The sequence below is a fragment of the Paenibacillus sp. OT2-17 genome (genome assembly GCF_009827695.1).
Lineage (GTDB): Bacteria > Bacillota > Bacilli > Paenibacillales > Paenibacillaceae > Paenibacillus > Paenibacillus polymyxa_B.
Window position 1 is genome coordinate 116,157 of sequence record NZ_WUDQ01000001.1, and the last position, 24,528, is coordinate 140,684.

At 44.7% G+C, this 24,528-nt stretch carries 20 protein-coding genes; 10 read left to right on the forward strand and 10 right to left on the reverse strand.

Features of this window, described 5'->3' with window-relative positions; translation table 11 throughout:
• Nucleotides 1-76: 76 nt before the first annotated feature.
• Entirely contained in the window at nucleotides 77-1,450 is a 1,374-nt protein-coding gene (gene pdxR / locus GRP75_RS00555; protein WP_160788334.1) for a MocR-like pyridoxine biosynthesis transcription factor PdxR, read from the reverse strand.
• Between the two features lie 109 nt (nucleotides 1,451-1,559).
• On the opposite strand from pdxR, the gene GRP75_RS00560 reads away from it, so the two are divergent.
• Nucleotides 1,560-2,459: a DMT family transporter gene (locus GRP75_RS00560; RefSeq protein ID WP_025719209.1), complete on the forward strand. Its 900-nt coding sequence runs from the start codon at nucleotides 1,560-1,562 to the stop codon at nucleotides 2,457-2,459.
• An 88-nt stretch (nucleotides 2,460-2,547) separates the two neighbouring features.
• Here GRP75_RS00560 and GRP75_RS00565 read toward each other — a convergent pair whose 3' ends face one another.
• Both GRP75_RS00565 and GRP75_RS00570 read right to left on the reverse strand, forming a co-directional pair.
• On the reverse strand, nucleotides 2,548-4,554 hold the full coding sequence (locus GRP75_RS00565; RefSeq protein ID WP_160788335.1) for a PTS fructose transporter subunit IIABC: 2,007 nt from the start codon (nucleotides 4,552-4,554) through the stop codon (nucleotides 2,548-2,550).
• 169 nt (nucleotides 4,555-4,723) lie between these two features.
• Nucleotides 4,724-6,676, reverse strand: a complete 1,953-nt coding sequence (locus GRP75_RS00570) for a BglG family transcription antiterminator (protein WP_160788336.1) — start codon at nucleotides 6,674-6,676, stop codon at nucleotides 4,724-4,726.
• Between the two features lie 148 nt (nucleotides 6,677-6,824).
• Between GRP75_RS00570 and GRP75_RS00575 the strand changes: the two genes are divergently transcribed.
• The 5 genes from GRP75_RS00575 (at nucleotide 6,825) to GRP75_RS00595 (ending at nucleotide 11,743) form a co-directional block, all read left to right on the forward strand.
• A complete protein-coding gene (locus tag GRP75_RS00575; protein ID WP_160788337.1) occupies nucleotides 6,825-7,553 on the forward strand; it encodes an SDR family oxidoreductase in 729 nt (242 codons plus the stop codon).
• A 26-nt stretch (nucleotides 7,554-7,579) separates the two neighbouring features.
• Complete coding sequence (locus GRP75_RS00580; protein ID WP_160788338.1) at nucleotides 7,580-8,017, forward strand: MerR family transcriptional regulator; 438 nt, start codon at nucleotides 7,580-7,582, stop codon at nucleotides 8,015-8,017.
• 91 nt (nucleotides 8,018-8,108) lie between these two features.
• Nucleotides 8,109-8,981: a GNAT family N-acetyltransferase gene (locus tag GRP75_RS00585; protein WP_160788339.1), complete on the forward strand. Its 873-nt coding sequence runs from the start codon at nucleotides 8,109-8,111 to the stop codon at nucleotides 8,979-8,981.
• A gap of 313 nt (nucleotides 8,982-9,294) precedes the next feature.
• A complete protein-coding gene (locus GRP75_RS00590) occupies nucleotides 9,295-10,416 on the forward strand; it encodes an RDD family protein (RefSeq protein WP_160788340.1) in 1,122 nt (373 codons plus the stop codon).
• A 286-nt stretch (nucleotides 10,417-10,702) separates the two neighbouring features.
• Complete coding sequence (locus tag GRP75_RS00595; protein ID WP_160788341.1) at nucleotides 10,703-11,743, forward strand: CdaR family transcriptional regulator; 1,041 nt, start codon at nucleotides 10,703-10,705, stop codon at nucleotides 11,741-11,743.
• 173 nt (nucleotides 11,744-11,916) lie between these two features.
• Here the strand turns inward: GRP75_RS00595 and GRP75_RS00600 are convergent, their stop codons facing one another.
• Entirely contained in the window at nucleotides 11,917-13,062 is a 1,146-nt protein-coding gene (locus GRP75_RS00600; protein ID WP_160788342.1) for a glycerate kinase family protein, read from the reverse strand.
• Nucleotides 13,063-13,083: 21 nt separating this feature from the next.
• Nucleotides 13,084-14,379: a GntP family permease gene (locus GRP75_RS00605; RefSeq protein WP_160788343.1), complete on the reverse strand. Its 1,296-nt coding sequence runs from the start codon at nucleotides 14,377-14,379 to the stop codon at nucleotides 13,084-13,086.
• Nucleotides 14,380-14,696: 317 nt separating this feature from the next.
• Between GRP75_RS00605 and GRP75_RS00610 the strand changes: the two genes are divergently transcribed.
• From GRP75_RS00610 to gnd, 4 genes are all read left to right on the forward strand, one after another.
• Complete coding sequence (locus GRP75_RS00610) at nucleotides 14,697-15,428, forward strand: GntR family transcriptional regulator (RefSeq protein WP_160788344.1); 732 nt, start codon at nucleotides 14,697-14,699, stop codon at nucleotides 15,426-15,428.
• On the forward strand, nucleotides 15,421-16,959 hold the full coding sequence (gene gntK / locus GRP75_RS00615; protein ID WP_160788345.1) for a gluconokinase: 1,539 nt from the start codon (nucleotides 15,421-15,423) through the stop codon (nucleotides 16,957-16,959). The genes GRP75_RS00610 and gntK overlap by 8 nt, the downstream gene beginning before the upstream one ends.
• 27 nt (nucleotides 16,960-16,986) lie before the next feature.
• Nucleotides 16,987-18,333, forward strand: coding sequence for a GntP family permease (locus GRP75_RS00620; protein WP_160788346.1), 1,347 nt, complete (start codon nucleotides 16,987-16,989; stop codon nucleotides 18,331-18,333).
• 107 nt (nucleotides 18,334-18,440) lie between these two features.
• Nucleotides 18,441-19,844 carry a decarboxylating NADP(+)-dependent phosphogluconate dehydrogenase gene (gene gnd, locus GRP75_RS00625; protein WP_160788347.1) on the forward strand — a complete coding sequence of 468 codons (1,404 nt, stop codon included), beginning with the start codon at nucleotides 18,441-18,443 and terminating at the stop codon, nucleotides 19,842-19,844.
• Between the two features lie 168 nt (nucleotides 19,845-20,012).
• Here the strand turns inward: gnd and GRP75_RS00630 are convergent, their stop codons facing one another.
• The 5 genes from GRP75_RS00630 to GRP75_RS00650 form a co-directional block, all read right to left on the reverse strand.
• The gene (locus tag GRP75_RS00630; protein ID WP_053326461.1) at nucleotides 20,013-20,900 is read right to left on the reverse strand and encodes a class I SAM-dependent methyltransferase; all 888 of its coding nucleotides are present in this window, start codon (nucleotides 20,898-20,900) and stop codon (nucleotides 20,013-20,015) included.
• 245 nt (nucleotides 20,901-21,145) lie between these two features.
• Nucleotides 21,146-21,517, reverse strand: a complete 372-nt coding sequence (locus GRP75_RS00635; protein ID WP_069290722.1) for a DMT family transporter — start codon at nucleotides 21,515-21,517, stop codon at nucleotides 21,146-21,148.
• Nucleotides 21,517-22,068, reverse strand: coding sequence for a TetR/AcrR family transcriptional regulator (locus tag GRP75_RS00640; RefSeq protein ID WP_160788348.1), 552 nt, complete (start codon nucleotides 22,066-22,068; stop codon nucleotides 21,517-21,519). The genes GRP75_RS00635 and GRP75_RS00640 overlap by 1 nt, the downstream gene beginning before the upstream one ends.
• Nucleotides 22,069-22,308: 240 nt before the next feature.
• Nucleotides 22,309-23,265, reverse strand: a complete 957-nt coding sequence (locus tag GRP75_RS00645; protein ID WP_160788349.1) for an endo-1,4-beta-xylanase — start codon at nucleotides 23,263-23,265, stop codon at nucleotides 22,309-22,311.
• Nucleotides 23,266-23,586: 321 nt separating this feature from the next.
• Nucleotides 23,587-24,525, reverse strand: coding sequence for an alpha/beta hydrolase (locus GRP75_RS00650; protein WP_160788350.1), 939 nt, complete (start codon nucleotides 24,523-24,525; stop codon nucleotides 23,587-23,589).
• Nucleotides 24,526-24,528 lie beyond the last annotated feature (3 nt).

Genomic DNA, 24,528 nt, shown 5'->3' on the forward strand with positions numbered 1-24,528 from the left:
GTGATCATGGAACACGATATCTTGTTATGAAAAGGGCAGCCTATCCTCACCCAAGGATAGGCTGCTTTTGCGTGTACTACCGTTGCAGGGCATTCCTAATCCTGCTAACCCCTTCACGAATTTCGTTTTCCCTTAGATGCCCGTAGCCCATTAGCAGTCGATTCCCTTCGAGCTGTGCCGCAAATACATTTTCGCTACGGAGATGTTCTAGCAAATTCTCTCGGAGTGGGAACTGAAACTCTGCTACCAAATGTAAACCAGCCGATCGGCCACATACCCGGTATTGCCCTGTAAATTGCTGCTCCAGGCTATCAAGCAGGACCTGACGACGCTTGGCGTACACTTTTTTCATCTTATGTACATGCTTATGAAGGAGTCGCTTCCTGATATACCGACTCAACACAATTTGCTCCAGGCTCGCTGTCTGGTAATCCGCCAGTTGCTTTAAACGGATAAAATCAGCGACTCGTGACGGGGGAAGAACAATATAGCCGATCCGCAGTGCGGGGAACAGAATTTTGCTAAACGTCCCGACATATAGCACCCGTTCTGGGTCCAGACTCTGCAAAGAGTGGACGGGCGCCCCGTCATACCGGAACTCACTGTCATAATCATCTTCGAGCAGAAGACATCCTGTCCGGGCTGCATACTGAATAAGCTCGATCCGCCTTTGGATCGGCAAGATACCCCCCAGCGGGAACTGGTGCGAGGGTGTCAGATATGCCAGCTTGGGGTGTCTCTTTTGCGGCAGATCGGCTGTTATAACTCCCGAATCATCAACAGGCATGCTCCGCAGTGTGGCCCCTGTAGCCGACAGAATGCTTTTTAAATCTTCATTTGTCGGTTCCTCTACCAGAACTTCGTCTCCAGCTGACAGTAACAGACGGGTGACAAGCTGAATCGCTTGTACTGCTCCGCTTGTGATTACAATATGTTCCGGTCTGGCTTTCGCTCCTCTGGTGTGAACCAAATAGTCGGCCAGCTCCCTTCGTAACTCAGGCTCTCCAGCAGGGTCGCCATAACCCAGTGCCAGATCAGGAGCCTCTTTGCATACGCTCTGAAGCAAGTCGGCCCATGATTTGCGCGGGAACAATTCCAATGCGGGGAGGCCTGTCCGGAAGGATATTACCGACTCCTCATTTGAATATGAAGTATTCATTGCAGACGCAGACGCCTCGATAGGCGGTGCGGATACATAACCTGGAAGAACGGCCCCCTCGGCTACATAGGTACCTGAACCCGAGCGCGCAATGGCTAAGCCTTCGGCTAGCAGCATTTCATAAGCTTCGAGGATAACATTCCGGGAAACATTCAACTGTAAGGCCAGCACCCGGGTCGAAGGAAGTTTATATCCTGCATGCAGTTCTCCGGCTAAAATACGGTCCCGTATCGCTTGATACACCTGACGCAGCATCGGAACTGTCACATTCTTATCGATAGATAACCACATAGGTTGCCCCCTCAAGCGGTACTGTCAAAAACCTCTTCAACTGGATCTACAAGTGCCCAGTTTCTATTGCTACAGTATATATCAATATCTGTACAAGAGGTGAGATGAAATGAACAAACCAACCTTTTCGACTTACATGGAATTAGTGATCGCAACCTCCATTGTCGGCAGTTCTGTAGTAGTCGGTAAACTGGTCGTGATGCGGCTGCCTGTTTTTTTATCGCAATCTGCCAGTCTGGCCGTTGCCCTTCTGTTCTTGGTACCCATTGTATTCATCAAGAAATATTCACTAAGGATCAGCAAACGGGATGCCTTAATCCTGTTCATTCAGGCCCTGATCGGCATGTTTCTCTTCCGCGTCCTAATGCTGTACGGGCTGGCCTACGCCTCTGCTTCCGAAAGCGGAATTTTAACAAGCTTGACCCCAGCTATCGTTGCACTTCTTTCGTATATACTGCTGAGAGAAAAGATTACGCTACGCCCCGGTCTCGGGATTGCCTGTTCTCTGCTCGGTGTTTTGGCGTTGCAAGTGCCTCACATATCGGCGCTCTGGTTCAATGCTCCCAACGCAACCTCGTTCATTGGCATGCTGCTTGTTCTGTCTGCTGTGTTCGGAGAAGCGGCACTAACGGTATTACGCAAGATGCTATCCAGCGATGTCTCTTCCCTGCTTGGGACTATGTATATAACACTCTTTTCATTCCTTATGTTTCTGGTTTGTTCCTTCGGGGAGGCCCAACAGTTCAACTTTAACCACGTTGGGGCAGGGGATATTGGGCTTGTCTTATATTATGGTATCTTTGTCACCGCATTAGCCTACGTATTATGGTTTCGGGGCGTGTCAAGGGTATCGGCTAGTACAGCAGCTGTATACACGGGTTGTATTCCCGTCAGCACACTACTGCTGTCCTATATCATCCTCCGTGAATCCTTCTCATTTGCTCATCTGGCTGGTGCAGGCTTTGTATTTCTCGGCATCATACTTATATCACGCGGTGAACGCCGCTGACTTACGCAAAGACCTTCTCAAAAAAAGAGGCTCCCGGCTGAAACTTCGGGAGCCTCTTTTCTTTGATTCAAGTTCTTATCGCATTGAATTAATGCACCTGATCCAGCAATTGATATGCTTCTTCCTTCGTTGCAGCTGCTAGAAGCGCCTCTCTGAAATGATCGTCCATCAGCTTACGTGATAACATTTGCAGCACTTTCAGATGCGCATTTTCCTTGCTGTTGCGCGGTACGGCAATCATGAAGATCAGTTTTGCTTCACTTCCGTCTGCACTATTCCAGTCAACACCACCCTGCTTGATGCCGAAGACCACGCTTGGCTTCAGGACAGCTTCCGATTTGCCATGAGGAATGGCAATATTCATTCCAATGCCTGTGGAGCCTTCTTCCTCTCTGGCTAATATTGCCTGTTTGAAATCACTGGCAGAGCTTACGGCTCCATTTCTCTCAAGTGCTCCGATCATTTCATCAACTACAGCATCTCGTGTCGTTCCTTCCAGATCCAAATTAATCAGATCCATTGTTACAATATCCGTCAGTTTCTCAATGTGAATGGCCTGCGAAGACACGGCTGGCCCGTTATTTGTGACAGTTGTTGAGGCAGATGACTCCGCAGCGGCCATTGTAGTAATCGCAGATTGTCCAGCTCCTGCGGTAGAATGTCCAGGCATCGCTTCCCCAGCAACATCCGAAGTTACAGTTGCTGCAATATCCTTTTTCAGCAAGCTCACCAAGACAACCGATACGGCTACACCGACAATAACGGCGATGAAGAACATAAGCACATGGTCCACTGCACCAAGTACAGCTACAATCGGTCCACCGTGAGCTACCTTGTCACCTACATTCCCCAACATCGCAATGACAGAGCCGACCATGGACCCTACCATGATACTGGGAATAACACGTAGTGGATCTTGCGCCGCGAATGGAATCGCACCTTCGGTAATACCGAACAAACCCATCGTGAATGTTGCCTTCCCAGCCTCGCGTTCTTCAGGTGCAAATTTACGTTTGTTGATCATCGCTGCAAGTCCCATCCCAATTGGCGGGATACAAATCGCAACGGCGATCGGGCCCATAATTTCATAATTCCCTTCGCCGATCATAGCCGAACCGAATAAGAAAGCGACTTTGTTCACAGGTCCACCCATATCGAAGGAGATCATCGCACCTAGAATCAATGCCAATAGAATTGAACTTGTACCTTGCATACCTGCAAGCCAACCTGTTAAAGCTTCAAACAATTGTGCGACTGGAGCACCAATCACAAAGACAAAGATTAATCCTACAATTAAAGATGCCAATACAGGGATAATAATAATAGGCATGATCGGCTGTAATGCTCGGCCAACTTTAATTTTCCGAATCCCAAGTGCAACATAACCCGCCAGGAAACCGGCGATAATCCCGCCGATAAATCCAGCCCCCGCCTCACTTCCATAAAAGCTGCCGTTCGCAGCAATGAATCCGCCAATCATACCTGGTGCAAGCCCCGGTCTATCCGCAATACTCATCGCGATAAATCCGGCGAGGATCGGTATCATAAAGGTAAACGAAGCTGAGCCGATATCCTGAACCGTCTTCCAGAATGAACCGTCCGGTATAACCAAACCGCCTGGAGTCTTCTCACCGCCAATCGTCAACGCAATGGCAATAAGCAATCCTCCAATGACGATGAAGGGTACCATATAGGATACACCGTTCATCAAGTGGCGGTAGATGGGATTTTGTTTCGGCTTGTTCTCCTGTGAGCTACTTTCGGCAGAACGCGACTCTGCCTGGTATACAGGCACATTCCCCTTCATCACCCGCTGGATCAATTCCTCCGGACGGCGAATCCCATCCTGTACGCCAACGACCAGCAGTTTTTTGCCGACGAAGCGGTCTTTAACTACCGTTTTATCCGCTGCAATAATAATGCCATCTGCCTCACGGATCTCCTGCTCGGTCAGTTGATTTTCGACTCCAATGGAGCCTTGTGTCTCAACCTTCATCTCGATGCCCAGCTTTGCTGCTGCCTTTTGCAGATTCTCAGCTGCCATATACGTATGTGCAATTCCGTTAGGACATGAGGTAATCGCTAATATCTTCATAGTCATTCCCCTTCTCTCTGTTGTTTCCGCTTACATTGATAGTATAAACGCCTATCTTGCTGTTATCGGACGAACTTTTTACCGGAACTTTCGGAAAAACGGAATTAAACCGACAAAAAACAGGACTTATCTATAAGTCCTGTTCCAGAGCACAGCTTTTGATTTTAGTTTATCCCTTCATTCTCCCTAATAATCTCATCGCATCGGTCTCTTTAGATAAGGCATGAACCAAAGCAGGCTGCTCACTGATCAGGGATAATTCCTTAAATAACTGCCGCATCTCTTCCCGCCCATCCTGTTTGACCGCAAGGAGGAACACAAGCTCTACTTTCTCGGTTCCCCAGGTAAGCGGCTGCTTCAAGGTAGCGATTACAATGGAGGACTGCCTTATCCACTCAGAACCGCCATGCGGGATGGCTATGCCTCCCCCAATCGTCGTAGCCGACATTTTTTCTCGCGCCAGTACGCTGTCCACATAACCGGGCTCCACATATCCTTTGTCCTCCAGTATTTGCGCCAGCTTGGAGATCAATTGTTCCGGATGCTGCACTTCCTGCTGGGGAAAGACCAAAAAAGGTGTTGTATATTTAAAAAATACAGATTCGTCTGCCGCCCTCTGTTCCGGCTCATCTAGTCGTCGGATCACTTGCTCCAGCCGACGCTCGTCCTTGGCATCCAGCAAGGGAGAGACGAGAATATGCGGAACGTTCATCTCTGGGAGATCTACAGTGGTAATGACGAGATCCACCTCCTGGGCTGCCAGATAGTCCTGGACTTCTGCTTTGGAAAGGGTTGTCTCCACATGTACAGCCGGAAATTTACGTTCCACCTTGGTGCGCAGCAGTTGGGACATACCGATGCCCATGTGACACACGATGATGGCTCTCTGGGGGTGACTCTCTTTCTGATGCAATCGCTCCACAGAAGCCTGAAAATGCAGCGTTAAATACGCCGCTTCCTCCTCGGGGAAGGATAGCCGGATCCATTTTCCTACCTCTTCCAGTGTAATAATAACTCGGTCGAACATGTAGGGGTACATCTTCTTGATCTCGGCCAGCATAGGATTGGACACGGTCAACCCATATTGAAGACGGTTCAGGGTCGTATATAAATGGACATTCAACCCTTTCAGCAACATCTTGTCCTTGGAAAAGGCAATCATATTCAGCTCGGACATCCGCCGGACTAACTGCTCAATCAACTCAGGCAAAAGCGGGTGGCTATCTGCCAGCTCACCTTGTTTTCCCCTTCTTTCTTCCTGCTGGTAACGGAACTTCCCGCTAAGCAGATGCAGAGTTAAATACGCCGTCTCTTCCTTGGAAAAAGGCACGGCAAACAACTTTTGCAACTGCTGCAAAAAAGACGTAGCCCATGTAAATTCGCGTCTCTCCTGTAAAAAGGCAATGTCCTGCTTGGAGAGCGAAATGGGTTGTCCCATCTTGGTTCGTTTGACCATTAAGAGAATATGCAGCATTAGAGCTTCGAAAGCTTCGTCAGTAAAGCTGAGCTCATGGCGTTTTTGAAATGCTTTTAATTCATGATTTATGGTTGTAATCTCGTGCGATTCAAACTGTTTGCGCATCATCTGTCCTGTTAACTCAGGACTATCAATCAGCTGGTTCATCCGCGCCAAAGCGATTCGCTTATTTTTCTCAGAGCCTTGAATGGTCAAGCCTACGCGCTGCTTGGTAATTAAGGCTAGATCAAAGCTGTGCAGCCAGCCATCAATCTTCTCCATATCTCTACGGATCACCGTCTTGTTCACATAATACTGTGAAGCTAGATCCTGGATGGTCACAGGCTTGGCATTCATCAAGAGCCGATAGGCGAGATGCAGCACCCTTTCCTCATCAGACTCGTGTTGGGCTGTACTCTCATCCGCATACAGTCGATGGAACAATTCATTCTGATCCGCTTTACCCATCTCCAGATAAATGCCGCGTCCCGGCCTTCTCACCAGATTGGCATCAGAATGTTTAACGATATAATCTTCAATTACTTTCAGATCGTTGCGGATCGTCTTTTCAGAGCAGTCGGTCAGATCCGCCAGATCCTGCGCTAACCACAACCGGTCCGGTTCAGTTAACAACATGCGTAAAATTTCCATTTGCCTTTTATTCATTCCATTCTCCCATCTTCCAAAATAAAGAATGTCTAGGGCACTTCGAGCTATAATTGCTGGTTTTGTGTTGACTTTAAGTATACTCCAAGTAGTACATTTAAAGCATGGTGGCCGCCAAATTCAAGAATAATGAAAAGAGGAATCGCTCATGACCATTGGGAAAACAGTTCTTATTACTGGGGCCAACAAAGGCATCGGGTATGAAACAGCCAGACAATTGGGGGGTATGGGTTATACAATCCTGATTGGCTCACGGAATGAGCAGAGCGGCCGGGAAGCGGTGGCTAAGTTGGCTAATGAGGGAGTAGAAGCCCGATTGATTTTGTTAGACTTGACGAATCAAAGTACGATTGATTCCGCAATCCATCAGATCAAACAAAAATCTGGTTCCCTTGATGTACTAATCAACAATGCCGGCATATCTTTAGGAGGAGCCACTCCTCCAAGTCAGTTCTCTTTGGACGTTTTAAGAGAAACGTATGAAACAAACTTTTTCGGTTTGGTCGCGGTGACGCAAGCCATGCTGCCTTTACTGCAAGAATCTCCTTGTGGTAGAATCGTTAACTTGTCGAGTGGCCTTGGTTCGTTAACCTATAATAGCGATCCTGAGCATGAGCATGCACAATTTAATTTGCTTGCCTACAATAGCAGCAAAGCAGCGGTTAATATGTTCACCGTCACCCTTGCCAAAGAATTCAAAGACTCACCTCTCAAAATTAATTCGGCTGACCCTGGCTTTACCGCCACTGACTTAAATGGCTTTACAGGACCGGGTTCGGTACAACAAGCTGCTGCTGTCGTTGTTCGTTTAGCCACTTTAAATAATGATGGTCCGTCAGGAGGGTTTTTTGACTCGAATGGAGAAGTGCCTTGGTAATCGTTACAATTAAGGAGTGAGATACTTTGCAGGAAATTCCGGAGACCATAACCTCGATTAGTCAAGCTGCAGAACTAACAGGTTTGACAGAGGATACCATACGCTATTATGAGCGAATTGGCTTGCTGCCTTATGCAGAACGAAAGGCTAACGGACACAGGTTCTACAGTAGAGATCAGATTCTGGGGATTATCTTTTTAACCCGATTAAAAGCCACTGGAATGACCATAGAGGAAATGAAGCATTATCGAGAACTTTCGATGCAAGGCAACAGCACCATTCCGATCAGACACTCCTTACTTGAAAAACATAATCAGAAGATTCAACAAGAAATCTCCAGACTGATGGAAACCCAAAAAATTATTGAATATAAGCTCAACCATTATCGTGACCTCTCTACCAATCCTGATCTTAGCGACACGAATTGCACCCCTACAACACCCAGCACCAATCCCCTTTTTTAAGGGGTTATTTTCATTTTCAGTGGGAGATTGATGGAGCTCCCTTAATTCCCTATAATCCAAATATAGCATGAATTTCTAGGGGGGAATAACGGTGATCACCTATATGAGATGCAATGACGTCAGCATGGAACACATTTTTCAAGCATTTTCGCTTGGGTTCTCAGATTATTCCATTCGCCTGACCATGGATCAGGACGATTTCGTAGCACGGTTTTTTGGTCCAGAGGGGAATACACGGAATCACTCTTTCCTTGCCATGGATGAGAATCAACCGATCGGCTTAATTCTCGGCGGTGTCCGACAGTTCGACGGGTACAAGACGATGCGTTGCGGTACGCTATGCGTCGCTCCGGCTTACCGTGGTCAGGGGATTAGCAACAAGTTGCTGGAATTACATAAACAAACAGCCATCTCCGCGGACTGCCAGCAGCTATGGCTCGAAGTCATCAAGGATAATCATCGGGCCGTCAAATTATATGAAAAGCAAGGCTATCAGCCACGCTATACGCTGAAATACTACAACGGCACTCTGCCCTCCGCCCCACCCGCTGCCCTCTCATCTTCGTATATTCTTAAGGAAGTTACATTTGATGACGTCGCAGCTTTTCGTAAGACCCTCACCGACTGCCACATCCATTGGCAAAGTGACACGCCTTATTACGCCACCAGTACACAAGAAGCTTTTCTCGGCATCTACGAAGTGAATCAAACGTGTCTTGGCATGGTGAGCATGAGTGCTCAGGGTAAAATCAACTTTCTTTGGGTCGATCCTAAGCACCGCAACCAAGGATTAGGACGCGCCCTCCTTCATAGAGCAGCAGAGATCCAAAAGATTGAGAAGGTGTACATTTGTCTGTCCGACAATGACTCTCTTGAAGGCTTTATCCAAAAAATAGGTCTCTCGAAAGACCCCATTGAGCAATATGAAATGTGTATGCCGCTGAATCCAAGCTCCCCCGCTTGATCCACCTATACCTATCATTTCTGAGAACGATTGATATACTCTGATTTGACCAATGCGCACATGTAAAGATCATCATATTTCCCGGACGTAAATTCATATTGGGAGAGGAGCCCTTCTTGCCGAAAGCCCGCTTTTTCAAGCAAACGCAAGGATTGTGCCTTCTCTGGCTCTACTAACGCCTGAATGCGGTTCAATGAGAGGAAGGGATATTTATAATAATTTCTTTGTTTATAGAATGTTTTCCTAAACATGGATTATAAAATGACCGTTAATATAAGGAGTGTGTTTTAATTATTAAGAAGAGGTGTATTTTTTGGACGAACAGCACATATCACACATTCCGCAGGAAACTTCAAGACAGACGTACATTCGGCATGGTCAAAATTATGGGGTAGATCCAAACAGGATGGCGGCGTTATCAAAAACATACGGGAATTCTACTCTGTTTAGACGGTGGGGAGCAACGGTTTTTGATTGCATATTTTTTGTAATCGGGTATATTTGTTTTTTTATTTCTGTTATTCAAATAACGGACAGATGGTTTTTACCTTTAGCGATTGCATCCCGTTGTATTCTGCTTATTGCTTTCTTCAGCTATTATTTGCTTTTGGAAGGTTACACAGGCTATACGCTGGGTAAGTTCGTCTTTCGTATTAAGGTGGTTAACGGGGAAGGAAGGCCTCCCGGTTTTCTTAAATCACTCATTCGTACGCTGCTCAGGCTAATAGACACCAATCCATTGCTAATGGGTGGGATACCTGCTGGTATCAGTGTGTTAGTAACTGCATCAAGACAACGAATTGGTGATTTAGCTGCAGGTACATATGTTGTAAAGGTACGGGATTTAGAGCCCATTAGCAAAAAGACAATGAAACGTTCGCTCTTTATATTTTTTACCGCAATGGTGATCTTGGGAGCCTCGTTTGTAAATGCTATTTTTATACTTGCAGACAGTTACGTACCTCCTGAAGTTCCGGTGAGCAAGAAAGAGCAAAGCTATGTAAGTAAAGATGGACGGTTTCAAATCACGGCCCCGCTGGACTGGTCAACAGACCCGGACCGTGAAGGAAAAGCAGAGATTGCAATATTCAATCCGTACATTCAAAAGTCCGTTGCGGTAGTATCCAATTCGAAAAAGGAATTGGGCAATGTAACTCTCCAGCACTACACAAAGAAAATTCAATACAACATGACCAAAGAGTTTAATCTCTCTACTGTAGGACCTTCATCTAACACAACGATTCATGGATATCCTGCCATTGAGTTTACGATTAAAGGACAAAAAGATGTGAACCATTATGTCACCCATGTGGCGATTATTGAGACCGAAAATGATTATTATCAGGTGCTCGGATATACGCCCGCATCTAAATATAGTCGTTTTAAGAAAGAGCTACATGATATTATCTACAGCTTCCGCGAGGTCCGTCATTAGACAGCGTGGCTGGCAATAAAAAGGATAGACAAAAAGCAGGTGCTCCTATGAGCCCTGTTTTTTTGCGTACAACTATACTCTAGATTACACTCAATACAAAAATATATAACATCGTTTAATGGATTATCATAATACGCTGCAATTTCACACCTATGATAAAATTGACTGACATGCTCGGCGACCTGCCTTATCATATTGTTCAGATGCACAATAAATTGGAAACCCTTTCACAAAGGTAGTACATTAAAACACACTATATCACTATAGATAAAGGAGGAATCCTGATTTGTTTCAGCTCTCCGAAAAACAAGCCCAAGACATCGTAGACAAAATGATGAAGGATATTCCATACAATATCAATATTATGAATGAACGAGGCATCATCATTGGCAGCGGCGAGAGTGAACGAATCGGAACCATTCACCAAGGAGCTGTTCAGGCGCTCGAAACTGGGAAAATGGTTGAAGTGTGGCAGGACGGCCACTATGAGAAAAAGGGAACCAATGAACCGATTGTCATTCATCATGAGTTAGTTGGTGTCATTGGTATTTCAGGCAATCCCGATGAAGTACGTCCTTTTTGCAATATTGTTAAAACTACGGTGTCTCTCCTGATTGAACAGCGGATCTCCTTGGAGCATCTGGCCCACGAAGCCAACCGCAAAAAATCTGTGCTGGAAATGCTGTTAAATCATCAGGGAGCCTACACGCAAAAAATAAAAAAAGAAGCAGCCCAATATCACATTGATTTGCTTCTAAAAACTTCGGCTGTATATGTAAAGCACCTGCCTACTGATCCAGCTCATTTAGCCGAGTTGTCCAATATATTTATGCAGCATCCATCCTTTCGTATGGAGGAAGACTGCTATCTCATCCTAATACAAAATCAGGAACCGACAGACAAACTGCTAGAGCCACTTGTGCGCAGCCATCCCGATGTGCTGATTACGGTCAGCAGACAAGAGCACAACATAGCGGATGTTTATATGCAAGCCAAGTCAGCTATGAATGTTTTACTGGCTTTGCGCCCGCCTGTGCAAAAAATTTCTTTTGCGGAAGTCGAATTTCTGGTCAAATTGAGTCAAACGAACCTGACGAACACGATCTATCTGGTTAGCAAGTTGGAAGATACTGTGGATTTGCTGGATACGCTGCGAAGCTTTATTAACCATAACGGCAGTGTCTCCTTTACCGCAGATGAATTAAATATTCACCGAAATACGCTGCAATACCGCCTGAAGCGCATCCATACCTTAACCGGTAAAGATCCCCGGAATCTCCTTCAGCTTTTTGAGCTTACGCACGGCTTATTGGCACTGTATCAATGAACTGCTGTATCACGCCAGACCATGCGCCAGTAACACCATATTTTCGCTCGCCGTCACTCCCAAATTTCTTAGTCAATCCTGCTTTGGCTAAGTTCGGGATTACAGGCGAGCGCTCGTATTATATCGTATTTGTATGATGCCGTTTTATATTTATAGCCCGCTTCTCCATCTGTTCATTTCTCGCTGAATTGAAGTACTCTTGCGATATTCTCGCACGTACGCTCTACGTTTTGCGGCCCTTCAGCCAGCAGCTTACCGAGCTCCGAGGCTCCCGGTACGATGCCGAACACCGCATCTATTCCTTCCTTGTACAACGTGTCGATCCCTTCCCCGATATAACCTGCGACCGCAATGACCTTTTTACCAGACTGCTTTGCCGCCTGGGCTACTCCATAAGGAGTTTTACCGAATTTGGTCTGAAAATCAATACCGCCTTCCCCCGTCAAAACGATATCGGCAGTGGCGAGCTTTTGTTTTAAACCGGTGTATTCAATCACAATTTCAATGCCTTTTTGCAGCGTCGCCTGAGTGAAAATTAATAAGCCCGCACCCAATCCACCTGCTGCGCCTGCGCCTGGGAGATCGCGCACATCCTTGCCCAGCTGCTGCTTCACCACATCGGCGTAATGAGCAAGATTGGCATCCAATTGCTGCACCATTTCCGGGGTTGCCCCTTTTTGTGGCCCGAATACTTGGGATGCCCCATGCTCACCGCACAGCGGATTTGTCACATCACAGGCTACAATTAGTTGTACCTGCTGCAAGCGGTCATCCAGTGATGAAATATCAACACTGGCCAGCTCGCCCAGACTACCGCCGCCGCGCGGAAGAGTATTTCCTTTTGTATCCAGAAATCTGGCGCCCAGCGCTTCCGCCATTCCTGTACCGCCATCATTCGTCGCGCTTCCACCAATGCCGATGATAATTTTTCGAATTCCCTGGTTCAGACATTCACGGATTAACTCCCCTGTTCCGTAGGTTGTTGTCTTTAACGGGTTTTTGTTATCCTTGTTCACCAAATGGATTCCACTGGCGGATGCCATCTCGATTGCCGCTGTGGTGCCGTCTCCCAGCAGGCCGTATGCAGCAGTTACAGGTTCTCCAAGCGGTCCTGTCACCTCGATATAACGAATCTGTCCGCCTGTCGCATCCACCAGTGACTGCACCGTTCCTTCACCGCCGTCCGCCATCGGTACGTGGACATAATTCGCCGCCGGATAGACCTTGCGCAGTCCTTTCTCCATCGCGATACACACTTCTTTAGCCGTCATGCTTTCTTTAAAAGAATCTGGTGCCAGCACAAATGTTTTCTCTCTCATCTTCTCACCCCATCGTGAATATTAAAGTAAAAATCCATACATGATTGTCGCTACAATTGCCATCGTTCCACCCACAATAGCTTCGTAAGGAATCAAGCCCATCCGTTGTTTAATGCTCATTTTCATGCTGTCTGCCGTGACGTGGAAATAGTTGCCCTGCGGCAAGGAATCAATGACTGTAGCTCCTGTATGCACCATCACAGCTGCAGCGAGCGGGGCCGTTCCCATGTTCAGAATGGCTTCCCCAAACGAGCCTGTCGCCAAAATAACTCCCGTCGAGGTGGACGCCGTGGCAGCTGCCATCAGAATGCCTGCAAGCGGTGCCAAAAATGTACCGGAAACTCCTGAAGCTTCAATCAGGCCAACCACCTGAGCAGACAAGTTGGAGGCAGAGATCAGACCCGCAATCCCGCCCGCACCGATCAAAATCAGCACAGTCGCCGTCATTTTATTTAAACCGGAGGCCGAATACTTCAAGATATTGCGCCCTTGTCCCATGGCCAGCATACCCACAATCCCAGCAATCGGCAAAATGTACATCGCATCCACCTTGAAATTCGAAAGTACTTCAATACCGGAAATAGAACCAATCGGGTTAATCATCAGCAAAATAACAGCTACCAGCGGGGCTACAATCGCCCGTCCCAACGCTGGATATTTCGATGTATCGACGTCACTGTCCATGATATCCTGATCAGACACCTTCACACCTTTGGTTTTCAACATAGATGCCACCAAAACAGTCATGATTAAACCACATATTGCAGGAACCACACCCGCCAACATAACGTGGCTTAAATCCAGATTAAATCCGCGCGCCGCCGCAATCGTATTAGGATTGGGAGAGATGATGTTCCCCGCTTTTCCGCCTCCAGACAAAGCCAACAGGAGCGCCAGCTTGGAAATCCCCATTTTGTTACCGACCGACAATGCAATAGGTGCCACAATCAACACGGCAACGGGAATAAATACACCTACCGCCGTAATAATCATCGTCGCCAAGGCTAGTGCGAGTATCGCTTTACTGCCGCCGAACTTCTTTACAATAGCCTGCGCAATCGTCTCCGCTGCCCCGGATTCCATCATTACACCTGCCAATACACCTGCGGCAAGCACACGAATGACCGTCCCCATCACACTTTGCGTACCGCTTATTAACACGCTGATCGTCTGTTCCAAATTGGCTCCGCCCAATAAAGCGCCTACAATAGCTCCCAAAAATAAAGCGTAAACCGGATTCAGCTTTCTTAATATCAGAATAATTGCAATAGCCAGCCCTGCCAGAGCTCCTATCCAACTGATCGTCAATCCTTCCATCTGTCTAACCCCCCGGGTAATTTTTGATTACGCTTTCATTATATCGATTGCCGCACGTTAAAAATATTGAAGAACAGACGAAATTGATTGTGCATTTGAACAAAAAATCCGAACTTCAATTGGAACCTATAGATGAAATCAGTATTGAGTCTAGCATTATATATGAGAAGATCCAAACAGGATCTATGTCTTAATATGCAATTTTCATTTTATGTATCGAGGCGTTACAAAACAAATTTAATGTATACGCTTGCAAATTTAAAATTTCAGATTATAATACCTGTATACAAGTATACTTGATTAATTGAGAAGGTGAAATGATGGTCGAATCAGAATTCCTATATCCCTCCAAATGGCTTTTAAAAGCCTCTGCTGGTGATCGCGTAACATCCGAGCTTAGAATGCGCATTATTTCTGGCGTGATTGAAAGCGGTACCATATTATCTGAAAATAAACTTGCTGCTGATTTCACTGTAAGTCGCTCACCCATTCGTGAAGCATTAAAAATACTGGCATCCGAAAATATTATTCGATTAGAAAGAATGGGAGCCGTTGTTAATGGCCTATCAGAAAAAGAAATAGAAGAAATTTATGATGTCCGTCTGCTCATAGAATCCTTCGTATTTGAACGTCTTGTAAAGATGGATACTAATGATTTGGCGAAGGAACTTAGTAAAATACTCGAAATGATGAAAGTCGCCGTTAAATATAGTGATGCTGATGAGTTTTCATATCAAGATGTCTTGTTCCATGAAACGATTATTCGTGCAGTCAATCATTCGCATATTCTGATGATCTGGAATAATTTAAAGCCTGTTATGGAAAGTCTCATTCTTTTGTCGATGCGTATGCGTTTCACTGAAAAGTATGAAGACTTTACACGGATTATAAACAATCACGAACTTTATATTGAAGCAATCAAAGCAAAAGATAGAGACCTCATGATCAAGTCTTTACATGAAAACTTTGATGATGTTCAAGGTAAAGTAGAAGACCTATGGATGTCACAACAAATGCTATCTAAAGGAGTCGTGCAACAAAATGACTAACTATATGTTAGGTGTAGATATCGGAACGACAAGTACGAAAGCCGTTCTATTTAGCGAAAAAGGCGAAGTCATCCAACAAGAGAATATTGGATACCCGCTTTATACACCGGATATAGCAACAGCTGAACAAAACCCAGAAGAGATTTTTCAGGCTGTCCTACAAGCCATTTCGAATATAATGAAACATCACTCACAAAAAAAGCTATCGTTTGTTTCATTTAGCAGTGCCATGCATAGTGTCATTGCGATGGATGAAAATGACCGCCCACTGACGCCTTGTATTACATGGGCAGATAATCGCAGTGAAGCGTGGGCACATAAAATAAAAGATGAGCTGAATGGCCATGAAGTCTATAAACGAACAGGAACACCCATTCACCCCATGTCACCATTAACAAAAATAGCTTGGATTGTGAATGACCTTCCTGAAACCGCTGTCAAGGTTAAAAAGTATATCGGAATTAAAGAATATATTTTTAAAAAGTTCTTTGACCAATATGTAGTGGATTATTCCCTAGCTTCTGCCATGGGCATGATGAATCTAGAAAAATTAGATTGGGATGAAGAGGCATTAAAAATTGCTGGTATAACCCCTTCTCAATTATCTGAGCTCGTGCCAACAACCAGGATATTTACCAACTGTGATTCAGATTTAGCAAAAAAGATGGGGATCGATCCACAAACATCGTTTGTCATTGGAGCTAGCGATGGAGTCCTTTCTAATCTAGGTGTAAATGCGATACGAAAAGGCGAAGTTGCCGTTACAATCGGGACAAGCGGAGCTATTCGAACCATTATAGACAAGCCTCAAACAGACGAAAAGGGAAGAATATTTTGTTATGCCTTAACAGAAAAGCACTGGGTTATTGGGGGCCCGGTGAACAATGGCGGGATGGTCCTTCGCTGGATCCGTGACGAACTTGCCTCATCAGAAGTCGAAACAGCGAAAAGGCTAGGAATTGATCCATATGATGTACTAACCAAGATTGCTGAACGTGTAAGACCAGGATCTGACGGATTGTTATTCCATCCATACCTCGCTGGTGAACGTGCGCCATTATGGAACCCAGACGTACGTGGCTCATTCTTCGGTTTAACGATGTCACATAAGAAAGAACATATGATTCGCGCAGCCCTAGAAGGAGTCATTTACAATTTGTACACCGTATTTTTAGCATTAACCGAATGTATGGACGGTCCTGTGACCCGAATCCAAGCTACTGGAGGCTTCGCAAGGTCAGCTGTTTGGCGGCAAATGATGTCCGATATATTCGCATCTGAAGTCGTCGTTCCAGAAAGCTACGAAAGTTCTTGTCTAGGAGCTTGTATTTTAGGCCTGTATGCCACCGGACAAATCCAGTCCTTTGAAGTCGTTTCTGAAATGGTTGGCAGTACCAACAAACATACACCAAAAGAAGAAGCGACCAAGGAATATAGGAAATTGCTCCCGATTTTCATTAACCTATCCAGAGTATTAGAAGATGATTATACACGGATTTCCAATTATCAAAGAAGCTTAATTAAACACTAAAAAGATAAAAAGCAGGGGGTAATTACAATGCCATTAGTTATCGTAGCGATTGGAATTTTAGCATTATTAGTTTTAATCATGGGCTTCAAATTGAATACCTTTATTTCATTAATCATTGTATCGTTCGGCGTCGCTTTAGCACTTGGAATGCCATTAGAGGAAATTGTCAAAACCATCGAAGCCGGATTAGGCGGAACCCTTGGTCACTTAGCGTTAATCTTTGGACTTGGAGCGATGTTAGGTAAGTTGATCGCTGATTCTGGCGGTGCTCAACGAATTGCCATGACCCTCGTAGACAAATTTGGTGAAAAAAATATCCAATGGGCAGTCGTAGCTGCTTCATTCATTATCGGTGTGGCGTTATTTTTTGAAGTAGGATTAGTATTGTTAATTCCAATCATATTTGCCATTTCAAAAGAATTAAAGGTTTCTATCTTATATCTCGGGATTCCGATGGTTGCAGCTTTATCCGTAACACATGGTTTCTTACCTCCACATCCAGGACCAACAGTTATTGCTGGTGAATATGGCGCGAACCTTGGTGAGGTTTTACTTTACGGTTTCATTATTGCCATTCCAACCGTTATTTTAGCTGGACCTGTATTTACTAAGCTTGCCAAAAAACTCGTACCTGCATCATTTACGAAAACCGGTAATATTGCCTCTTTAGGTGAACAAAAAGTATTTAAATCCGAGGAAACTCCGGGATTTGGTATCAGTGTATTTACTGCAATGCTTCCTGTTATTTTAATGTCTATTGCTACGGTTATTACTTTGCTTCAAAAAACAATGGGATTTGAAGATAGCAGTTTACTAGCAGCGATCCGTTTTATTGGTGATGCATCAACTTCCATGTTAATTTCCTTACTGGTAGCTGTCTACACCATGGGAATAGCACGGAAAATTCCAATCAAAAATGTAATGACATCTTGTACAACGGCTATTACTCATATTGGGATGATGCTCTTAATCATTGGGGGTGGCGGCGCCTTCAAACAAGTACTGATTAATGGCGGCGTAGGTGACTATGTAGCTGAATTATTCAATGGAACTACATTATCACCCATCTTGCTTGCCTGGATCATAGCTGCAATATTACGTATTTCCTTAGGTTCTGCAACTGTTGCAGCTTTAACAACCGCTGGTTTAGTTATTCCGATGTTAGGACAATCCGACGTTAATCTTGCTTTAGTTGTGCTTGCAACGGGAGCGGGTAGTTTAATAGCTTCACATGTTAACGATGCTGGTTTCTGGATGTTTAAAGAATATTTTGGTTTAAGTATGAAAGAAACATTTGCAACATGGACATTGCTTGAGACCATCATTTCTGTAGCTGGATTAGGATTTATTTTAGTACTAAGTTTATTCGTTTAAACCATGATTCCTGGGCGGTAGATCCCCCACTTATTTCCCTTAGAATTTTCTAAGCCTATAAGTGAGGATCTACGGCCTATTCATTTCAAATAAAAGGAGCAGAAAAAATGTCCAACACAATTGGTGTCATTGGTTTAGGGGTAATGGGCCGTAATATCGCCTTAAACATGGCTGGTAAGGGTGAGCAAGTCGCTGTCTATAACTATACGAGGGATTTAACGGATGATCTTGTTAAAAAAAGTGAAGGTCACTCTATCCATCCCTACTACGAAATTCAAGATTTTGTTTACTCCTTAAAAACTCCAAGAAAAATTTTCCTTATGGTAACAGCGGGCAAACCGGTCGATTCGGTAATAGGTACATTAGTACCCTTCCTTGAAGCAGGCGATGTGATTATGGACGGTGGTAACTCCCATTACAAAGATACGGAACGTAGATATGATGAATTGAAGTCAAAAGGAATCGGTTATTTAGGAATCGGTATTTCCGGCGGCGAAGTCGGGGCTTTAAATGGACCTTCGATCATGCCTGGTGGAGATAAAAACGTATATGAAAAGGCAGCTTCTATTCTAACAAAAATAGCAGCCCACGTGGACGGAGACCCTTGCTGTGTTTATATGGGTCCAAAAGGGTCCGGTCACTTTGTAAAAATGGTACATAACGGAATCGAGTACGCAGATATGCAATTAATCGCAGAAACCTATACATTTTTAAGAAAGAGGTTACGTTTATCTGTGAATGAAATTGCTGATATCTTTGAAATATGGAATCAAGGGGAACTGAAAAGTTATTTAATCCAAATCACAGCAGAGATTTTACGGAAAAAGGATGATGTAACAGGCCTACCACTAATCGATGTGATTCTTGATAAAACAGGGCAAAAGGGCACTGGTAAATGGACAAGCATTCAAGCAATTGACAATGGGATCCCATCATCCATTATTACAGAGTCATTGTTTGCCCGTTACATCTCCTCTTTAAAAGAAGAACGAGTTTATGCAGAAAATATTCTAACAGGACCAGGGATTGACCAGCGAAGTTTAGATAAAGATGTGTGGATTGGGTACATTAGACAAGCTTTTTATATGGGTAAAATTTGTGCCTACGCGCAAGGATTTATACAATATAAAATGACTTCTGAACTTTACGGATGGAATTTACCTTTAAAGGATATTGCCCTTATTTTCCGTGGTGGTTGCATCATTCGTGCCGAATTCTTAAACGTAATAAGCGAAACATATCAAGAACAGCCGAATTTGGCTAATCTATTAATCGCCCCGTATTTTGCTGAAAAGGTTAAAGAGTATCAAAAAGGATTACGAAAAGTTGTCTGTGAGGGTATTAATTCTGGCACTTCGTTTCCATGTTTAAGTGCTTCACTTACTTATTACGATAGTTACCGGACAGGCATTTCGAATGCTAACCTTTTGCAAGCACAAAGGGATTATTTTGGTGCCCATACTTATGAACGAAGTGATGTAGCAGGATTCTTTCACACAAACTGGCAGTGATCCATAGCCGTAGTAAATCTCCAGAGCCCTAATGAAGTGGTTCTTCCCTTCATTAGGGCTCTTATTTTGAATACATTTTCCCCACAATGCTCTTGTGTCTATATTATGTAACAGACGTTGAGATTCTGAAGGGCAAGGGGAATAAATAGAAGCTACATGACAAAACGATTAATACATGTGCTGATTCTTTATACGGACCAGAACTTTACCAAAGCGTCCTCCTTGCTGAACAGGGATTCTCTTCCCTACGTACGTCTCTCTTAAATAGGCTTCTGCTTTCTGTAGCGACTGTTCATCTGTTGGCATCCCGAAGAATGAGAACCAGCCTAATGTATGTTTTACCGCCTCGTCCACCGACATCATTACCGTTTGGGTTTCACGAGTAATCAGGGTTTGAAAAGAGTAGCCGTATATGTTTAATAGTTGGATGATATATGCCATATCTGAAGTTTGTACTAGGTCCTCTTTTATTCCGACTACAGGGCGCAATTCCTGAATCAGACTATGCTCCTTAGGCCCAGCACTCGTACTGATGTAACAAAACTGGCTGGCACAGGCGAGCGCCTTCTCTACCATTTCCCAACCGAAAATGGCTGGACACATGGATGCAAACACCAGATCAAATTTGTTTTGCCATCCGTTCGTCTCAATAGATAACTCCTCAAATTGTTCCCGCACGATTTTAATGTTTTCCTTTATTGATGGCTTAATACTCTCTTCCATTAAGGCTGTCAACGGTCCTGAAGGCTCAACGGCAGTAACATTTGCCCCTTCCTCTGCAAAAGGAATACTGAAGACACCCGAGGCAGCACCAATATCCAGGATAGAGGAGTCTTTAATGGTAACTCCTTGTGTCCTTAGCCATCCCATAATTCTGGCTGTTCTCTTTATTCCTTCTTCATTAAATGCCTGCTTGTGGAAGCTTCTTGCCCTTGCCATATCATCAAACGAATGAGCCGGTACCGTTCCCGCTCTAAGCATTCGATTTACACCGGCTTCCGGATCGTTTATCCAAGCAGCCTTCCATACTTCGGGATCAAATAAAGACTGGGTCATTAATTAGACTTCCCTTCTACTAATTAGATTTTAAAGTCTACTAATATCTACACCTTGCTTCCGTATGGTGGTAAATATGAAACACTCTACAATAGATATTATAGACTTATTATATCCGTAATTCAATCAAAAAAATTTACATGACTAAAAATTCATACCCTCACGCCGTGCGGCACAAGAACTTTCTCGACGAATGCCCTTATGCCTTCAAGCGTGCTTGTATCCTCGGTCCGAAAATCTTTATCTCATTTTTGAACGATTGAACTCGTTGCTTCTGTTGTTCCTTTTGCCTCACCATGTCCTGCACCAAATAGGTTCAGTACCACCACGCCAATAACAATTAAAGCAATACCTGCGATACTTCCTGTATTAATTTTTTCTTTCCAAATCAATACTGAAATAAGCGTTGTAGCAACGGCTCCTACACCTGACCAGATGGCATAAGTCATATTTAAGGGGAGCGTCTTAAGGGATAAGGAGATAAAGAAGAAAGAGATCACGAACGCCACAATTGTGAATAGAGTCGGATACAGTCTGGTGAAACCTTCTGAAGCTTTAAGCATTGAAGTTCCAACAAGTTCACCAACAATAGAGATTGCCAAGAAAAGATAAGCCATTATTCATTCTCCTTTATATATGTTTTCAATTCTTCCATCATTTTTTGCCTCATTTCTTCATTGGGAGGAGCAAGCCCAAACATTTCAGCAAACCACAAACCGTCTATAGCTAATCGGACTATCGTGGAACGAACGGGGTCCAATTCGTCGTTTTCAATTTTATTTTGGATATTCTCATACTCGTCCTGAAGTAATTTTAGCATGTGAGGGTTCGTAAACTGTGCTGCTGAAAGAGCGGTATACAGGTCACTTGCATTCCGATCGCCAGAAAATGATGTATTCATATAAGCGCGAGTCCATCTTCCTTTGGAATGCATATCGTTTTCTGCTCTCTCATTAAATTCGGAGACAAAGCTGGTCGATAGTTGCTCAACCATTCCCAAAACCAATTCATCCTTATTCGGAAAATGGTAAAGCAATCCTCCTTTACTTATTCCCGCTTTCTTAGCCACCGCTTCTAACGTTAACTTCTCTACTCCTTCTTCGTGCACAATCATGGAGGCCGCTTTAAGAATTAATTCTCTTTTTAATGTTTTTTTAGTTGTATTCATATTGATCACCCCTCTTTACTATACCGTCCAGACGGTTTTATTTCAAGTGGGTTAAAGTTATGGATTGGGTATGTAAGCCTAATTGAGTTGGATTAGGTTTTGATACGTTAGGTTTAAGCTAAATAAAAAGAAGCCTTGGGCGTATAACATTTCAGCCAAGACTTCGTCAAATAAACATCTACCCAGCCCAGACATTTGGCAAAAGTTAGCATCTGTTGGGTTTTAAGTGCCACCTATAGTTTAACTCTGCACATATTGTCTCAGCCATTGGAGCGCGGGACGTTCCGTGCCGTTAGAATTCAGCAGATGTGTGTTCGGCTTCCAAGTTTGTCCCTGGATATACCCCCAGAGCGTAACTCCCTTCACCGCAGAATGCTTCCATAATACCGGAAATTTCTCCTTGTATCTGGCAAGCTGGGTGTTGTCGTCACCAGTTATATCCAGTTCCGACACATAGATTGGCAATCCTGTTGCCGCCAGCTTGTTCAGTACAGTGTTCATCGTGTTAACTGAAACAGTGTCCATGCTAAACTGGTGGCATTGAATACCAATTCCGTCAATCAGGCCTCTGCTCTTGAGCTGATTAATAATATTGACATATTGGTCGGTTAACGAGGGATCGTTGATAATTCCATATTCATTAATCATCAGCTTGGCATTGGGAAAAGCTTGTCTTGCCTGTTGGAACGACCATATGACCCAATCCCATCCGGTCGATCCGTCACCGCCTATGGCATTGCGGAAGGATGGCTTCTGATGCAGGGGCTCATTCACCACATCTATAAACTCCGCATTCGGATAGCGTTGACCTGCTGCTTTAATCCACTGGGTTACTTCCGCCTTCTGATCAGCAGCCGACAGTCCGCTAATCCAACCTGGCTCCTGAGCACCCCATACCAATGTATGGAACTTGAACGGGAAGCCATTGTTACGGGCATAATTGTAGGCGGTATCCGCCTGCGACCAGTTCATGTTGTTACGACTGCCTTCAACCGACCCCCATTTGGTCGAATTCTCTGGCGTCACCTGGTTCCAGTATGTTCCGAAACTTGCAGGGACACTTCCAGCAATGATATTCCCGAGGAATTTACCACCGTTCGCCATACTGGCACTAGCCGGGTTTATCAGAACTGATGATAACAACACACCCGCCAACGCCAAGCTGCTTACCAACTTGCCCACTTTAAATTTCGACATACAATCTCCTCCTCATACATATAGTTTTTAATATTCCTACCTCTAAATAAATCGCTTACATTTCCAATTATAAGAATGAAAGGTTATTGTCCGCTACATGTAAAAGTAAAGATTTTACCCGAAAAACTTTACATCATTGCGGGGCGACTGAACACCTCGTGCTCCTTTAACACATCGTTTCGATTAGAATCTAGTCTCGTATCAAACGACAAAAAGATTACTGCAAAAAGTGATATACTCCCCTTACAGTAGCAAGTTTTATTATTTAACCTGTCTACTTTTTTGGAAGCATATCACTTTGGAGACTGCCTATTGAATAGTTTAAGGATTAAGGGCTCTTGCAATTGCGTCTACATAACTTTGGCTAGCACGTTGGCTTACTTCTGCTTGCGGAACCATCCCCTCAAAGTTGTGGAATGTGCCGGGATACAGATGGAATTCGACGTCCACCCCCGCTTGGGCAAGGCGTGCTACATATTCGATCGTCTCATCTCGGAACAGATCGAGCTGGCCTATGCACGTATAGGTCGGCGGTAGCCCAGCCAAGCATTCCGCTCTCGACGGCACAGCGTATAGGGACACCTCGGTGTCTTCAGTACGATCCCCCAAGTACATGTTCCAGGCCGCCAAGTTGTTCTTCCGGTTCCATGGTGCGTTATCGGCCGTAATTTCATGACTTGACGCCGTAATACTGCGGTCATCGATCATCGGATACAGCGGCATTTGGAAAATGAGGGCTGGCCCGCCTTTGTCACGGGCCATTAAAGCAAGTGCTGCAGTCAGACCGCCGCCCCCACTTGCTCCGGCAATTGCGACCCGGTCTAAGTCGATGCCCAGTAGCTCAGCTTCGTCGGTCATCCACGTCAAAGCGGCATAACAGTCATCGATGGCAGCTGGGTAGGGATGCTCGGGAGCAAGTCGGTAATCGACCGATACGACGACGCATTTAGCAGCCTGCACGAAGCGTTCGCACAAAGCATCGTCCATATCAGGATGCCCCATCACATAGCCTCCCCCGTGAATCCACAGCATGGCCGGAAGCTTAACGTCAGTTCGCTGGGCAGGTTCGTAGATTTTGACTAATATCTCGCCTGCTACGCTCGGAATCATCCGGCTTGTTGTGCGTACGTGCTTCGACTGCTCAATGGGAGAACTCGACAAATAGCTTCTGCTCAGTGCTAAATTTTCTTCCAGTTGAAAACCGGGAAATTGTTCTAATATCGGCCTTAATTCTGGTAATAACCGACTTTCAAAATCCATTCA